This is a genomic window from Pseudomonas ceruminis, assembly GCF_021602025.1.
Taxonomy (GTDB): domain Bacteria; phylum Pseudomonadota; class Gammaproteobacteria; order Pseudomonadales; family Pseudomonadaceae; genus Aquipseudomonas; species Aquipseudomonas ceruminis.
Window position 1 is genome coordinate 1 of record NZ_BQHW01000005.1, and the last position, 14,643, is coordinate 14,643.

The following is a 14,643-nucleotide window of genomic DNA, read 5'->3' on the forward strand; positions in this document are numbered from 1 at the left end:
CGATTACATCGAAATGTTCTATAACCCTAAACGCCGACACAGCAGTGCTATGCAGCTGTCTCCAATAGAGTATGAGAAACGCTATTTCCTGAGCTTGGAGAGTGTCTAGGAAACCAGGGGCGATTCACCTCTTGAAAATTTTTAAGCGAGACGGAGTTCTTATATTTGAGAGCAAGATAAAAGCGGCAGTGGCCCAGGCACCGCTTTTCTCACAGGATCCCACTGGCTTTTACGTCTGATATTTACGGCTTCTAGATCACACGGTTTGAGGGTCTGGTGTGAAGCTGAGGTTGGAGTGGGTGGGCCGGGGGCCAAGGAGAAATCGCTTTCCTTTGCAGCCGCAGGCTGCTGCTTACGCTTTGACGTCAAACCAATAGGGCTTTTTTGCTGGGATCAGTCCGTCTGAAATTACACCCGTGTCAGACAACAGGCGTCTGCAAGCGTGTGTCGCCGTGACTTTCCGAGCGCAAGGCGAGTAACCTGACTTACCCTCCGACAATCGACCTGTAAACCATATTTTTACACTGTAAACCCTTGCCATTTACACGTAAAAAAATTGGTTTACAGGTTTCAGAGATGGCCTGGCTAGTACTGGCCTCCAGGACGCTCAGGTAGGCTGGCCTAGGAGGCAGCGAGAAGCTCGCATCTTTCACATCCCGGAGTTCTCAATTAGCGATTAGAAATGGCTGATCAGCTCTTACAAGATTCCTCACGCGCCGAAGCCATGCTCCAGTCGCCCAATGAGCGACAACGCTTCTTCGAGGGGAACATCTATCGGACGTTGTAGGCCCAGTGCTGGCATTGGTTTCGAAAGCCACTCAATAGCGGTCGATTTAGCGCCGAACAACCTAATCGCCGCATCCAGCAGTTGATGATCTAAGGCCTCCTTCGCCTCCATGGGGTTCATGGCATCCTTGATCGCAATTGCAAGCGTTTCCATTGCTTCGCTTAGGCGAGCGTCTTCTCGAAAGTCCCCGCAGTTTGGCCGGTGCTCACTGCAGTGGCGCAAAAGCGCTTCTGCGTCGTTGGTGTTTAAATCAAGTTCGATCAGCATTCAGATTCCTTACAGAGGTAGTGCAGCCTTACGGGAATGTTGGATGAAGGTGGCCGCGAGTTTCTACGTGGGTTTCTGCAGTCGAAGCAAGGCCTGCACCGGTTGCAGATACGGTGACCAGGGCCCGTGGATCCCACTCGGTCGAACGCCAGAGCCTGCTAGCCGCAAAGCTGGCATGGCATTATGATGGCTAGCTTTGCCGCCACCATTTGTTCTTGGGCGTTATACACGCGCCTTCAGGCCTACGTTGCTCTGAGATGTGTGCTCTACCAGGCCCGTCCGACCTCTCACGAAATCAAGTTTTGAGCTCGACTGCTGGTGCTCCGCTGCCCTACGTCCGGCGTGAAGAAAGCTGCGCCAGTCATACTCATCTACCTGCACGGCGTATGGCGCGAGCTACTGGCGACCTTTTCAAAAATGGGCTTCGCCACGTCCTTCAGTCATGCTATATGGTGCCATCCTGCCGGCAGGGTCGGCCTGGATAAGGCGGTAGCAAGGCCCATTACACAAGGATAGTTTTGGTCATGACCTACATTAACCTGCCCAGTAATCAGCAAGCTGCAATCAGCGACGTCGACGAGACGGTGCTTCGGGCAGCAGTGCGCAAGTGCCTGGATGAAGAGCGCATGGGGCCGATTCATGGCCTTGGGCTTAGTGATTGTGGCCCTTACGTGGGTGCCAAGCTTAATGCGTTTCAACAAGCGATCGCCGAGTACAGCAAGGCCAGGGCCCATGCCAAGCGCGAACGCACTCGGCAAGATGCGCTGTATGCCGGCAATGACCTCATTCACGCTTTGCAGCAGATGAAAGGGCGGCTCGAAACTGAGCGTAAAGAGGGTGAGTTGTTCTTTATTGATGATCAGATTAGGCCGCCTTTCCATCTCAGTAAGCGACTATCGGTGCAAGTGTCGTTTCGCTGGCGAGAGTCGCCGTCTGCGGACTGGAAGCACGGGCATCTGACATTCGTCTACGACTTCTCTCCTCAGCCCAGCTACACCTTGCCAGTGCCCAAGCGCAAACCCAGCGCCGCTCAGGTAGAGAGCGAACTTGAAGACAGTCGGTACCGAGAATGGGAGCGTTTGAAGGCCCAGGCGCTCTTTTCTATGAGAGAGTTCTTCCGCGATGGCGGCGATGGGGATGCTGTACCAGAAGTGTTCGCGGTGAGGCCTAGTCCCTACGGCGGTGGCTTGAATAACTTCAGCTGCAATTTCTGGCAGTCCGAAAGGCCGGCCCCATAAATTTGGCAAGCCATCAGATTCGAGCCGGTGGCTGATACAAACGATCGCCCGCCCGCCATGTCTGCGTGGGCGCCCCGCAGCGTCGTGAACCAAAGACCAACACGATGACGTCGAGCCTTTATTGACCCAGGGCCAAGTGTCGGTGGTGGCCGGGCGATGCCATTGGTCATTTCAGGAGTGGATGATGGAAAAGGAACAATCGGCTAGCAAGATCGCTGGCCCTAAGCCGCAAGACTTCCTGCGAGCGAGGCGTCCGGAACAGTTCTCAGATTCTGTGAAGTTACAAGAGTCGACCATCGACCGCTCCATGCTGGAGTACCATTTTGAGACTCTGAATAATCGAAGCCAAGAGCTTGAGTTCGAGATCTTCGTACGGAAACTGTGCGAACGGGAAATTTGTCCGAACCTGGTTGCTCAGACTGGCCCGACTGCGGGTGGAGACGGAAAAACCGATACCGAGACCTACCCTGTTTCCAGCCAGATCGCCTTTTTCTGGGGGCTAAACGAGACCCCGGAGTCCGAGCGATGGGCATTCGGTGTCAGCACCCAGAAAGATTGGAGGGCAAAATGCAGGAAGGACGTCGAGAGCGTCATGTCGACAGGGCGTGGCTACGTCCAGATCTTCTGTGTCACCAGCCGTTTCATCAAGAACAGCTCCAGAGCGGAGCTGCAAGACGAGCTTTCCAAAAAGTATGACGTCAAGGTCACTATCCTTGATCGAACCTGGCTGCTTGATAAAACGCTACAACCCAAGAATCAGCATCTTGCCATCGATTACTTAGGTCTCACAGGCAATATTGAGAGCAAGATTCAGATTGGCCCGTTCGATGCTGACAAGCAAATCCAGCTAACTGCGATCGAGCGCCAGATCGAGCAGATCGAAGACCCTGGTCATTTGACGCTCTCTCAGGTCGATCTCTACACCAAGCGCGCCATCATCTACAAAGAGCTGGAACGGGATGCGGTTGCCGTCGAGCATCAGTTCAATATCGCTGTGCGGACGGCGAAAAAGTTTGGTACCCAGAGGCAGCATTTCGATGCCCTTTACCAACTGACCTGGGCCGCGTACTGGTGGCTGGAAAATGCGGAACTCTTTGAGGAAACGTTTGAGAAAGCACTCGGCGTGGCTCAAGAGACCGAAAACGTGGAGGTGTGGGAGAAAGTCGTAACGTTGTTCAATTTGATGGTCACTAGTCATCGAGACGGTAAGTGCACGCTCGATGTGGACTCCCTAGAAACCACTATTAGAGAGAGATTGAACTCGATAGCCGCTAACGCGGATATGGTCAGCGGGGCATTGCAAGCCAAGACCTCTTTGGCGCTTCTAGATCTGCTGATTGCGGAAAATGAGGAGCAAGCCAACAACACCTTCCGGTCTTTGAGCGAAATCGCTGATAGTGCTCATAAGCTGATTGGCTACCCTATGGCTCGTTTCGTCAATTTGCTCGAAGCACTCGATGTGGCCTTCGGAGATCTCAAGGCCTACGAAGATCTCATGGATAAGCTCATTGATGATGCCGGTGCGCGGGAAAACAGCCGGATTAAGGCAGATAAGTACCTGAGGCGAGGAGCGCTGAGTAGCGATAAAAAGGACTACTACAGGGCGATCAAGTGCTTCGGATTATCCCTGTATGGGCTGTATAGCAGTGAAAGCAAGGCAGAAGTCTTCGCTGCCCTGTATATGTTGTCGCATGCATACGACAAGCAGGGCCTGCTTTGGGCTGCGCGAGGAGCAGCGTTGATGGCAGCCTACGTGGTAACCACTGACGCACTGAAGGAACAGCGAAGCAGTGCTAAGCAAGCTGCTATTTACCAACGACTCATGTGGATTGAAGGTCAGCTAGGTCGCGTGGGCCAGTCTTTGACCTGGTATCACTTAGCTCAACTGATCTCTCAAACGCTGGATGAAAGTCCGTGGACAGAAAATCAGAAAATGAATTATGAGGTTCTGATTGGTAAGCTATTTCTCAACGCCAATTTTACAGACGTTGAAAGAATCGCCTGGCTGCCGGACAAATTGAATCAACTGGATCTAGGGCTCAGTGCAGATGCGCTATTAGTTTGCTTAGGTCATGAAGATAAAGCGGGGCCTGAGGATGAGCCAATTGATCTTAACTTTATGAACATGTGGCGCAGTATTGATATGGGAGCCCCGGTGGCCCCACTCGACCTGTATCTGGATCGCTGGACGACCATAAGCTCATATATCCTCGGTTGTAAGGTGTCTGTGTCTTTTCCGGTGAAATCTCCATGCATTGAGTTAGCGCAGCAATTGCTGGCTGTACTGGAGAGCTTCTGCGCACCGATGATGGCAGACCATGCAGCGGCTACAGTGCCCGCCGTGAATATTGATGTCCTGCTGGAAGATGAGGACGACTTCATACTGCGGCACAGCTTCGACACCGCTGCGCAGGTAACCTCTGCAGAAATCCTCTGCTCGCCTTTCAGCATCGCCAATTTGACCGATGAACAACGAGGCACGATCCGGCAATTTTACAGTGAATTCTGCCTTCACTTTGTGTCCACCATCTGTCCTCAAATTGGCTGGTCGAAATTCGAAGAGATGCTTCGAGACGACAAAGCCCTGGAACGAGCAGTCGTCTTCAACTGCAATATTGGATTGGACAGCTATTTCATGGGGCGTGATGCCGTCCCTGGCATCGGGTCTCATCAGGAAGCTACCCTTGAATTGCACAAGCCAACACGGCGTGTGACTTGGTTTGAGCACCACAATATAGAGCCCATGGATTGGCGGCCTAAGTCTGATGTGCCTGAAGAGCGTCCAAAACATCCGTTTCAGTTTTCAACAATGAAGCATCGAGAGCTAAAAGTTGTTTCTCTCATCCAAGAGAGCCTGTGGAATCAAGCCGGCTGGAAGGGGCTGGGCTTTCAAACATGCGAAGGCGAAATTCCAGTGTTGATGTTCGGCTTCGAGAATGCCGCTGTTGGGCATAAGATATTCGAAAATATCGCGAAAACCATCGGGGATAAAGATCCCAATAATGCACTGCGCATCGCATTGATACGAGGCATTAGCAGGCAGAACCCAGCGCATTATCGCGTGGCCGTCACAAGTAATCTTGATCGTTCTGATGATGGGTCTTCGAGGATCCAAACGGCACTCTCTAGGCTTCATACTATGACCCCGAACTCTTCTGAGAATATTGAAAGATTTTTGAAAGATTACGAAGTGCACAAGAAGTGTCATATTGCTACGGTGAACACGAAAGGGAAGCTTGTTAGCCATCTAATAACTTCTGGCGTAATTGTCATTCATGCCTGGGAGATCGATGAAAACGACCAGGAGATTTCGGCAATTCAGCCTGAGGACGATATCTTTGTGCCGGCAGGCGTGGAAAACGCTCCAATCAGCCGTGCGCTGGCGAAGATTCGTTCATTTGAGACCCGGTAAAGGTTGGTCACACTTTGAGTGTGGGGCGGGGTGTCTTCTAGGGCGACGACGTATTTGGCTGCCCCTCCAATCTCTAATTGGGGCCTAGCCAAGCGTGAAACCAGCGCAGGTAAGACTAGGGGCGTTCAGCAGGAAGGGCTGCCCCGCTACCGAGATATCCTACGTCGATGGGTGCGGCAGCGACCTAGTCGAGCCACGTCTACCCGGCCAACCTAGCGCTGCAGAGACCTGGGCGACTACCATGCATTTTTGGAAGCTGCCAGGCCAAAAACCCTCACTAGGGATAGACACCCAACTCACACGTTGTGTACTATGAGGGTGTAGGCGCTTGGGCTTAATCGTCAGCAGGTTAAGAGCACCACTGAAGATCCAAGGGCAATGAAGTACGTGAAAAGGCCACCCCTAAAGGGTGGCCTTTTCCTTTCTCAGCTATCAAGAAAAGCCAAGGCTACCGCTGCGTCAGCGCTGACGCGTGAAGCTCCACTCTTTTGGCTTCAAACCACCGCCTGCAGTGCATTTCTCCCTGCCGCCCCATTCTCGGTTCAAGCACCCAGATTCGATCCTGGCGGTTGTTCTGTGTGCGGTTGTTCTGGGGGGGGCGGTGAGTAAGCAGGACGGCCACACGCCTGTGAGGCCTCAGTGAGTGGGATAGAAATTTCCAATCACTTTTTGCTGGTGCGAGATCTGGATTGGTTTGCCACCCTTGAGTACCAGTTTCATGCCCCAGGATTTGGTCATGCTGCTGAGCTTGACGTCCGAGTGGGTGTACCCGCGCTTGAAGCCGTCCAAGGCCTCCTGGGTCATCAGGTACAAGGTCTTTTGATGAAATTCTGACTGAACATGGTCACTGGCTCTGTCGCTCGAAAGCCAATGGAGCGTCTGGGTGATTCGGCGATAGAGCATGTTCAGTCTGGCCAGCACTTCGACCTCAGTAGTGGGCGCCGGATACTCGACATTGACCGTTACCCCCTTGGCTTCTTTCTTCTCTTCTTTGATGTCCGGGATTTTCCACAGCGGCTCGAAATGGGCGACCCGGTTGCGCAGCGACCTGACGGTCTCAAGGCGGGCGTAGACGGTGCCTACGTTCGTCTTGTTGTTCCAGTGACCAGCGTTACTCGCGTAGCGATGGTGAGGAAAGATCGTCGGGATGATCGTGTCCCAAGACAGGTTGAGATCCAGCAGTGGTGCCCAGAAGCCGAACGTCATATTCGCAATCACTTGATTGGGGCTGACCGGGTGGAGTTTCGGGGTGTAGGTGTGTCGCTTTTGAGCCTTGTTCCAGTACCTGTCGTGAGACGGCCTGCACCTTCTCCCAGCTTTTGCCGCTCAATCTCAATACTTCGTACCAATTGTTGGCATCAGCGCTGCCGATGATTCTGGAAGAATGCTGGGCCATCGCATACTGGCTAAGAGCGAGGTGGAAGCGATTTCTCAACGCTACTTCGACGATGCCTGTTAAGCGCATGAAATTCGTGGATAGAACCTCGTTCCAGCAATACAGGCCGTACAGTTCTGAGTCGGACGCCGGGATGAAAAAACGTCTGTAGGAGGACAGCCTGGCAGCTGAAATGGAATCCAGCGAGCTGAGTAGGTTGAACGGCGTCGGGTTGTACATGGTTGCTTCCACTGCGGTTTCAGCGCGAGCTTAGCCGGCGTGCATTGCGTTGAGCGCCGGTGGTTGGCCGATAGGATGACTTGGCTATGGGTTTAAATGGCGCTTCAATATCATATCATCGCTGGTGATGTGGGTTGGGCGGCTGTGAAACGGGGCCTCTCAAGTCGAGACCCTAAGCCCGGAGGACTCCATTAGTGCGACACACCATCGTCCGCTCACCGCGAATGCGCGGACGTCGCCTGCCTTGCGAATCGACCACCGTTAGGGTCTGAGGTCGGCCAGGGAGATCGGCCAGAGGCAAGCTGATCAAACCAGGAATGACCAGGCTCACGCCTGGCCTTGCGTCATCATCTCCACCCCTTGCCGGACAGGTATCACACACATGCGAGCCCTTGGTGATCGACGACTGGGCGCTTTTTTAGCGTGAGAAGCCTCAACTGTCTGTCTATAATCCGCGCATGTTGAATCCTACCGAAATCCGCCCAATCCTCAAGCAGTGGGTCGCGAAAGCGATGTCCCATGAAGAGAGTGACGTCTTCATCGAGGAGCTGTGCTTCATCGATAAGGCCAGACGCGCCGATCTCGTTCATGCCAACGGCAAGCTGACCGCTTTCGAAATCAAGTCCCATGCTGACACGTTGACTCGCTGGGAGGGCCAGCAGCAGGCCTATATGGCGTGCTTTGACGAAGTCTGGCTATGCTGCCATTCAAAGCACTTGGTGAAGGCTCTTGAGTCATGTCTGCCGCATGTTGGCGTACTCGTCGTCGATGACTATTCCGGCATGGCGATGATTCGAAAGGCGAAGCCCAACAAGCTCCAGGATAAATTCCACCTTACGGGATTTTTGTGGCGTAGTGAGTTGGATGCACTCGCTAACCAGCATGGGGTGCCAACGAAAAGTCGCGACCTCATAAAAGAAGTGCGCCGCCAGCTCAGCGACGCCCTTCCCATGAATGTGATCAGGTCACATGTATTGGTCAGCCTGAAACAACGTTATCGTTAGAGTAAGTCATCGGCGTCGAGGTCATCGAAGCCGTCAGTATCTACGATGGACTGGATCATGGCGCAGATATGCTGATTGATCCTGTATCCATTCCATGTTCCGTTGTTCCCGTAGCCGGTAGATGTGGCGACAATTCTGCTGTACTCACGAGTGGCCCAGCAGAAGTCGTCGCCGTGATAACCCGGTAAGCCTCTGATCTCTTGGGCGATTTCAATGTATCGCACAAATTCCTTATCCGAGCCTTTGCGTCGCTGCCACCATTCCGTTGGGGTGTAATAGCAGGCGAAAGGAAGTACAGGCATGCCTCGTATGTATTCCATTGAGGCGGTTGGGTTGGTGGCCGCATAATCCCCGTAGACGATATCTGACTCTATGCCGGTGGTGTCGACCCTTCCTTGCCATGCAACGTCGTAACAGGCGGAGGAACGGGAGGTATTTGAGGTTGGCTTATCGATAGGAAAGGAGGTGCTCATCAGAACCAGATTCCGTATCTGATAGCTGTTGAGTTGGCGCAGGGATACATTGAAATCCGACCCTGAGGCAGTATTGGCCGGAGTTGTGGCGCCGAAGTCCAAAATCACCGTCGCAGTGTCCGGGCTGTCAAGAGCATCCAGGATTGATAGCAATCTGTTCCACGAAGTCGCGGTGGGGTTTTCCGGACAGGTAACCCTGATGGCTATATGTGGGAAATCGCCCTGAAGAGCGAGAGCACTTTGGATGACTGCTCGTTGAGGGTCGTCATCAACCCAGGAGACCACCGGTATAACGTTCTGGTTGATGCCTGCCACATCGGAGAAGAAGCGCCGTTTGTTCTCAAACGCGCCATGAGGATTGTGCAGGTCATTGGTAGTAATGAATTCTTCACCAACGTCCTTCGTTATTCTTGAAGCGTCTAGGAAAAAAGGATGCTCAGTCCAACTCGCTAGGAATGTTTGAAGGTGTCTGTCGTCGTCACCTCGCATGTCCAACAGCGGAGCCACGACTTCCCGCCTGTGGTCTTCCAGATTTATCAGCGCCTTAACGTCATTCTGACCAACTCGTAAACAAGCCACGTACTGCATCTTGCACTCCTTGCATGGTGTGAAAACCGGTTTCGCCGTAATGCTGAAGGCATGGCGAGTCACAGGCCCCGGCAATCAGCGAGCGTCGACATACGGAACATGTCGGTTTTGCCCACTGCCACTGGCCGACGTCATGCTCCCAGTGAGACGGCAGGTCGAGATTGGTACGATAGCACTTGGCCACTCAATAGAAGCCTTAATGCGTTGTTTTTCGGATATGGGGTGCGCGTATGTCCGATTAGTCTGTGGGTTACTCATAATGGAGTTCACCAAACAGTCCGATCATGAGGTCACCATCCAGGATCTCAAAAGGGAGGGTGACATACTGGTCAGGGTGCCGGGGCAGCGCCTTACCATCGTGCGGTGCATTCTTCGTGTGCCCTTGAACCTTTTCTCCGTTCTCCTTGATATAGGGGAGCACGACGATGCGGCCATGGTTCTTGGATAGGATCGTGCCCTCGTGCCACAAAGTGTTCCCCTCTTCGCTGCTGGACTCGCCACCCGTGTTTTTCAGCACCCACCGTGGCACCCCGTCGTCCTCATACCAGAACACGAAGCCACCACAGACCAGTACCCTCTGGCCGCGCATCCTCGCCTCTGCGAGCATTTGCTTGACGCTTGCTAATTGCAGCAGCTGGTTCGCTCGGGGGAGTAAAAGTGCGCGTATCTGCGCTTTGGTTCTTCCCCAGTGGTCGGCTCCCGAAAGACCAAACCCTTTGGCTGTCACTTCGCGCAGACAGATCTGCGAGCGTTTGGGAGGCAGGGCTCCGATCTGCTCCCATGTCTGATCATCGACACGGCGAAGGCACGTGTTGAATCTCGGCAAGGCAACTATTTCTAGATAAGGCGCACGCTTAAGTTCCTCGTGGAGCGGTTGCCGCAAGCTCTCCATCGTATTGTGCAATTTCAGCTCTTGCGCGGAGAGCCGGGGCAGATGGGCGTTCCGCTTGATTGCCTCGCGCTCCATGAGCTCCTCTTCTCCCTGGATGCGGCGCGCCGCCGTCAGTGCTTTCTCGACTTTCAGGGTGGTTGAGTTTTGAAGCACAGGATCCGGTACCGCCTGAGCCACCAGTTCATTGGTGCGGCTGTTGAATTCGTCTGCAGCTTCCATGGCCTCCTCGTAGGAGGTGAAAACAGCCGCCCTCGCATGGCCACTGCCGTTATCGTAGAAGTAACGCTTCCAGGACAGTTGGGACTCGGGAAAAAGCTTGAGTGCCCGCAGTTGCCACGTCCATCCGATCCCGAATTGTCGGAATGGAAGCACGGCCAGGGTGGGCCTTGAGTGGTATGGCATCTGATCTAGGCGCATCAATTCTCCCTGCTGTTTGCGTCATAGCGGCTGCGGAAGTGCTGAAGTTGTTCCTAGGGCGATTGATTCCCCCGACACCATGGATAGCACATTGCCAGAATGAGTCAATTTCTTGGCTACAGGCCACGTATTTCGGGCCTTCAGGAGAAAGGGGGCTGCGGGCGGGACTTTAAAAAACTGATGGTTTATCCAGTGTCGGGGGTTGCACAGGTAATGTGCAAACGCTATAATGCACATATACAAAGTTGCTTGGAAGGCATTACAAGTCAGCGTAATGTGCGGTAAAGGTGGGGGGTGAAGGGCCTGGGTACGCCGTTCAACCTCACCGAAGGCGCGGCGCTGCTGTCGCTGTTCGGCCGCCTGACCGGTTACACCCCGCGCTGGTTCACGTACTTCATTGGCGATGCGCATGTGTACGAAAACCATCTGGACATGCTCAACGAGCAGCTCAAGCGCGAGCCGCTGGAAGCGCCGAAGCTGGTGATCAGCGACCGTGTACCGGCGTTTGCAGAAACCGGCAAGTACGAGCCCGAATGGCTGGAGAAGATCGAACCGGGCGATTTCAGCCTGGAAGGGTATGAGCACCATGCGCCGATGACGGCGCCGATGGCGGTCTGATTCGCGATTGATCGGGGCTGCTTTGCAGCCCATCGCCGGCTTGCCGGCGATGGGGCCACTTCAGAGCGGAATGTTCGGCCCGCGAATGTCATTGGGGGGCGGGATATCCGGCACCCGCGGCAGGTGCGGTGGCGGCACGTCCGGCTTGATGGTCACCGGCGGGAACACCGGCATGATGGTCGCGTCATGGCCGCCAGCGACGAGCTCCAGTTCCTCGCTGCTGAGCGTCCGTGGCGTGTGCAGGTTTGCGCAAGGCATGGTTGTCACTCCTGTGTGGGTCAGAGGTCGCCTGCCGAACCGAACAGTTCGTCAGGCCATTCGGGAAACTGCAACGGTGGGTCGCTGGGGCGATGCTCGCCACCGCCCACCAGGCCGGTTTCGTCTTCTCTGAGTTCGCGAAGCGCCTCGAAGGCAGTATTCATCGGTAGTGCTCCCTGTTGAGAAAAGCCCCCCGATTATCTGCCTAACACCTCCACATGGCCCTAGGGCTGGTGTACTAGCTGCATATTGCCATCAGTGGCCGTGGCTGCGCCCCACGTGCGAAGGCTCAGCCTCAGGGATGGATACCGCCCCGTTGACTTCCAGTTGTTGCAAAATTGCGCACTCCGCCCCCTGGGCATTGCAACGCTGGCGCAGTTCCACCAGTTGCTCCTGCAACGCCACCAGCCCATCGATCCGCGCCTGCACATGCTCGATATGCTCGTCGATCAATGCATTGACGCTGCCGCACGAGCCTTCGGGGCTGTCGCGCAGGCGCAGCAGGCTGCGGATTTCGTCCAGGGTCATGTCCAGGGTGCGGCAGTTGCGGATGAAGGTCAGGCGCTCGACATGGGCCTGGGTATAGAGCCGATAGTTGCCCTCGGTGCGCGCCGGCTCCGGCAGCAATTGCTCGCGCTCGTAATAGCGGATGGTTTCCACGGCGCAATCGGTGGCTTTGGCCAGTTCTCCGATTTTCATCACGAATCTCCCCACGGGTTACTTGACCCTATAGTGGCTACAGGGTGTTCACTTGGCAACAGGCGCACATTAAGGATGACCCCATGAACCAGCCTGTCAGCCACGAACACGACCACGAACATTCCCATGACCACGCGCAGGATGGCCAACGTCAGTGCCACGACGCCCACGCCCACAGCTGTTGCGGCACCGCCGCCGCGCCGGCATTCGTGCAACTGAGCGAAACGGCCAGTGACTCAGCCCGGCTCAGCCGCTTCCGCATCCAGGCCATGGACTGCCCCACCGAACAGACCCTGATCCAGGACAAGCTGGGCAAGCTGGCCGGCATCGAGCAACTGGAGTTCAACCTGATCAACCGTGTGCTCGGCGTGCGCCACACCCTTTCCGGCACCGCCGAGATCGAGCGGGCCATCGACAGCCTGGGCATGAAGGCCGAACCTTTGGCCGAAGAGGATGATGGCGGTGCCTTGGCGCCTCAGCCAAGCAAGGCTCATTGGTGGCCCCTGGCGTTGTCGGGCGTTGCTGCGATTGCTGCCGAGATCGTGCATTTCAGTGGGCGAGCGCCTGAATGGGTGGTCGCCGCGCTAGCCCTGGCGGCAATCCTGGGGTGTGGCCTGGGTACCTACAAGAAGGGCTGGATTGCCCTGAAGAACCGCAACCTGAACATCAATGCGCTGATGAGCATCGCCGTGACGGGCGCAGTGCTGATCGGCCAGTGGCCGGAAGCGGCCATGGTGATGGTGCTGTTCACGGTGGCGGAATTGATCGAGGCCCGTTCCCTTGACCGGGCACGCAACGCCATCGGTGGCCTGATGCAGCTCACCCCGGACATGGCCACCGTCCAGCAGGCCGACGGCCAGTGGCATGAGGTCGAGGTGCGGCACGTGGCTATCGGTGCACAGGTGCGGGTGCGCCCGGGTGAACGCATCGGCCTCGACGGTGAGGTGACCAGTGGGCAATCCAGCGTCGATCAGGCGCCGATCACCGGTGAAAGCCTGCCTGTTGAAAAGGCCGCAGGCGACAAGCTGTTCGCCGGTACCATCAACCAGGCCGGTGCCTTGGAGTACCGTGTGACGGCTGCGGCCGGGCAATCCACCCTGGCGCGCATCATCAAGGCGGTGGAAGAGGCACAGGGCGCTCGTGCCCCCACCCAGCGCTTCGTCGACACGTTCTCGCGCATCTACACCCCGGCGGTATTCGCCTTTGCCCTGGCCGTGGCTGTCATCCCCCCGCTGTTCATGGGTGGCGCCTGGTACGACTGGGTGTATCGCGCCTTGGTGCTGCTGGTGGTGGCCTGCCCCTGCGCACTGGTGATTTCTACCCCGGTGACCATCGTCAGCGGCCTGGCAGCCGCCGCGCGCAAAGGCATCCTGATCAAGGGCGGGGTTTACCTCGAAGGGGGCCGCAAGCTGGACTTCCTGGCGTTGGACAAGACCGGCACCATCACTTATGGCAAGCCTGTGCAAACCGATGCCAAGGTGCTCGACCCGCGGTTCGAAGGCCGCGCCCAGGCCTTGGCGGCAAGCTTGGCCCATCGCTCCGACCACCCGGTGTCGGGCGCCGTTGCCCAGTTCGCCAAGGCGCAGAACCTGCCCTTGAGTGAGGTCAGCGAGTTCGCTGCCCTGGCAGGCCGAGGCGTGCGCGGCAACATTGAGGGTGAAACCTACCACCTGGGCAACCATCGTCTGGTCGAAGAACTGGGGCTGTGCTCGCCGCAGCTTGAGGCGCAGCTCGACGTGCTCGAGCGTCAGGGCAAGACCGTGGTGCTGCTGCTCGATCGCTCGGGCCCGTTGGCCCTGTTCGCGGTGGCCGACACGGTGAAGGACACCAGCCGTCAGGCAATCGCCGAGTTGCATGCGCTGGGGATCAAGACCGTCATGCTCACCGGCGACAATCCCCATACCGCGCAGGCCATTGCCGCTGAAGTGGGCATTGACCGCGCTGAAGGCAACCTGCTGCCGGCCGACAAATTGCAGAGCATCGAGCAGCTGTATGCCCAGGGCCATCGAGTCGGCATGGTTGGCGACGGCATCAACGATGCACCGGCACTGGCACGCGCCGAGATCGGTTTTGCCATGGCCGCGGCCGGTACCGACACGGCCATCGAGACCGCCGACGTGGCGCTGATGGATGATGACTTGCGCAAAATCCCGGCGTTCGTCTGGCTGTCGCGCCAAAGTGCGGCGATTCTGACGCAGAACATCGTTCTGGCGTTGGGCATCAAGGCCATTTTCCTGGCGATCACCTTTGCCGGCATGGCGACCATGTGGATGGCTGTGTTCGCCGACATGGGCGTGAGCTTGCTGGTGGTGTTCAACGGGCTGCGTCTGCTACGCAAGTAACAGCTCCAGGCAGCAAGCTGATCGAGGTGGATG

General features: G+C 56.0%; 13 protein-coding genes and 1 pseudogene. 6 read left to right on the forward strand and 8 right to left on the reverse strand.

Going from position 1 to position 14,643, the window contains the following annotated elements:
* Nucleotides 1-109, forward strand: a 109-nt coding sequence (locus tag L6D80_RS07565) for an IS3 family transposase (RefSeq protein ID WP_135199453.1), incomplete at its 5' end; no start/stop codon positions are given.
* Nucleotides 110-709: 600 nt separating this feature from the next.
* On the opposite strand, the gene L6D80_RS07570 is transcribed toward L6D80_RS07565, so the two are convergent.
* The gene (locus L6D80_RS07570; protein WP_020189848.1) at nucleotides 710-1,054 is read right to left on the reverse strand and encodes an antitoxin Xre/MbcA/ParS toxin-binding domain-containing protein; all 345 of its coding nucleotides are present in this window, start codon (nucleotides 1,052-1,054) and stop codon (nucleotides 710-712) included.
* 524 nt (nucleotides 1,055-1,578) lie between these two features.
* Between L6D80_RS07570 and L6D80_RS07575 the strand changes: the two genes are divergently transcribed.
* Both L6D80_RS07575 and L6D80_RS07580 read left to right on the forward strand, forming a co-directional pair.
* The gene (locus tag L6D80_RS07575; protein WP_020189849.1) at nucleotides 1,579-2,292 is read left to right on the forward strand and encodes a hypothetical protein; all 714 of its coding nucleotides are present in this window, start codon (nucleotides 1,579-1,581) and stop codon (nucleotides 2,290-2,292) included.
* Between the two features lie 184 nt (nucleotides 2,293-2,476).
* Nucleotides 2,477-5,704, forward strand: coding sequence for a hypothetical protein (locus L6D80_RS07580; RefSeq protein ID WP_020189850.1), 3,228 nt, complete (start codon nucleotides 2,477-2,479; stop codon nucleotides 5,702-5,704).
* Nucleotides 5,705-6,340: 636 nt separating this feature from the next.
* Here the strand turns inward: L6D80_RS07580 and L6D80_RS07585 are convergent.
* Nucleotides 6,341-6,910: a hypothetical protein gene (locus L6D80_RS07585; protein ID WP_176514952.1), complete on the reverse strand. Its 570-nt coding sequence runs from the start codon at nucleotides 6,908-6,910 to the stop codon at nucleotides 6,341-6,343.
* The gene (locus L6D80_RS07590) at nucleotides 6,816-7,319 is read right to left on the reverse strand and encodes an Abi family protein (RefSeq protein WP_176514954.1); all 504 of its coding nucleotides are present in this window, start codon (nucleotides 7,317-7,319) and stop codon (nucleotides 6,816-6,818) included. Before L6D80_RS07590 ends, L6D80_RS07585 begins: the two co-directional genes overlap by 95 nt.
* Nucleotides 7,320-7,777: 458 nt before the next feature.
* On the opposite strand from L6D80_RS07590, the gene L6D80_RS07595 reads away from it, so the two are divergent.
* Complete coding sequence (locus L6D80_RS07595; protein ID WP_020189852.1) at nucleotides 7,778-8,323, forward strand: sce7726 family protein; 546 nt, start codon at nucleotides 7,778-7,780, stop codon at nucleotides 8,321-8,323.
* Here the strand turns inward: L6D80_RS07595 and L6D80_RS07600 are convergent.
* Nucleotides 8,320-9,384, reverse strand: coding sequence for a beta family protein (locus L6D80_RS07600; RefSeq protein WP_176514956.1), 1,065 nt, complete (start codon nucleotides 9,382-9,384; stop codon nucleotides 8,320-8,322). The two genes, L6D80_RS07595 and L6D80_RS07600, sit on opposite strands and share 4 nt — an antisense overlap.
* A 250-nt stretch (nucleotides 9,385-9,634) precedes the next feature.
* Entirely contained in the window at nucleotides 9,635-10,693 is a 1,059-nt protein-coding gene (locus L6D80_RS07605) for a hypothetical protein (RefSeq protein WP_020189854.1), read from the reverse strand.
* 300 nt (nucleotides 10,694-10,993) lie between these two features.
* Here L6D80_RS07605 and L6D80_RS07610 point away from each other — a divergent pair.
* A pseudogene (locus L6D80_RS07610) lies at nucleotides 10,994-11,311 on the forward strand (thymidylate synthase); the annotation flags it as partial.
* Nucleotides 11,312-11,371: 60 nt separating this feature from the next.
* Here the strand turns inward: L6D80_RS07610 and L6D80_RS07615 are convergent.
* The 3 genes from L6D80_RS07615 to cadR form a co-directional block, all read right to left on the reverse strand.
* Complete coding sequence (locus tag L6D80_RS07615; protein WP_054901909.1) at nucleotides 11,372-11,569, reverse strand: hypothetical protein; 198 nt, start codon at nucleotides 11,567-11,569, stop codon at nucleotides 11,372-11,374.
* 20 nt (nucleotides 11,570-11,589) lie between these two features.
* Nucleotides 11,590-11,733, reverse strand: a complete 144-nt coding sequence (locus L6D80_RS07620; RefSeq protein WP_156358088.1) for a hypothetical protein — start codon at nucleotides 11,731-11,733, stop codon at nucleotides 11,590-11,592.
* Nucleotides 11,734-11,824: 91 nt separating this feature from the next.
* On the reverse strand, nucleotides 11,825-12,268 hold the full coding sequence (gene cadR / locus L6D80_RS07625; RefSeq protein ID WP_054901908.1) for a cadmium resistance transcriptional regulator CadR: 444 nt from the start codon (nucleotides 12,266-12,268) through the stop codon (nucleotides 11,825-11,827).
* A gap of 83 nt (nucleotides 12,269-12,351) precedes the next feature.
* On the opposite strand from cadR, the gene L6D80_RS07630 reads away from it, so the two are divergent.
* Nucleotides 12,352-14,610, forward strand: coding sequence for a heavy metal translocating P-type ATPase (locus L6D80_RS07630; RefSeq protein ID WP_176514958.1), 2,259 nt, complete (start codon nucleotides 12,352-12,354; stop codon nucleotides 14,608-14,610).
* Nucleotides 14,611-14,643 lie beyond the last annotated feature (33 nt).

Coding starts and splice junctions, on each gene's coding strand:
- L6D80_RS07620 (WP_156358088.1), bottom strand. CDS start 11,733: ATGAATACTGCCTTCGAGGCGCTTCGCGAACTCAGAGAAGACGAAACC.
- L6D80_RS07580 (WP_020189850.1), top strand. CDS start 2,477: ATGGAAAAGGAACAATCGGCTAGCAAGATCGCTGGCCCTAAGCCGCAA.
- L6D80_RS07575 (WP_020189849.1), top strand. CDS start 1,579: ATGACCTACATTAACCTGCCCAGTAATCAGCAAGCTGCAATCAGCGAC.
- L6D80_RS07585 (WP_176514952.1), bottom strand. CDS start 6,910: ATGACGTTCGGCTTCTGGGCACCACTGCTGGATCTCAACCTGTCTTGG.
- L6D80_RS07630 (WP_176514958.1), top strand. CDS start 12,352: ATGAACCAGCCTGTCAGCCACGAACACGACCACGAACATTCCCATGAC.
- L6D80_RS07570 (WP_020189848.1), bottom strand. CDS start 1,054: ATGCTGATCGAACTTGATTTAAACACCAACGACGCAGAAGCGCTTTTG.
- L6D80_RS07615 (WP_054901909.1), bottom strand. CDS start 11,569: ATGCCTTGCGCAAACCTGCACACGCCACGGACGCTCAGCAGCGAGGAA.
- L6D80_RS07595 (WP_020189852.1), top strand. CDS start 7,778: ATGTTGAATCCTACCGAAATCCGCCCAATCCTCAAGCAGTGGGTCGCG.
- L6D80_RS07605 (WP_020189854.1), bottom strand. CDS start 10,693: ATGCGCCTAGATCAGATGCCATACCACTCAAGGCCCACCCTGGCCGTG.
- L6D80_RS07600 (WP_176514956.1), bottom strand. CDS start 9,384: ATGCAGTACGTGGCTTGTTTACGAGTTGGTCAGAATGACGTTAAGGCG.
- cadR (WP_054901908.1), bottom strand. CDS start 12,268: ATGAAAATCGGAGAACTGGCCAAAGCCACCGATTGCGCCGTGGAAACC.
- L6D80_RS07590 (WP_176514954.1), bottom strand. CDS start 7,319: ATGTACAACCCGACGCCGTTCAACCTACTCAGCTCGCTGGATTCCATT.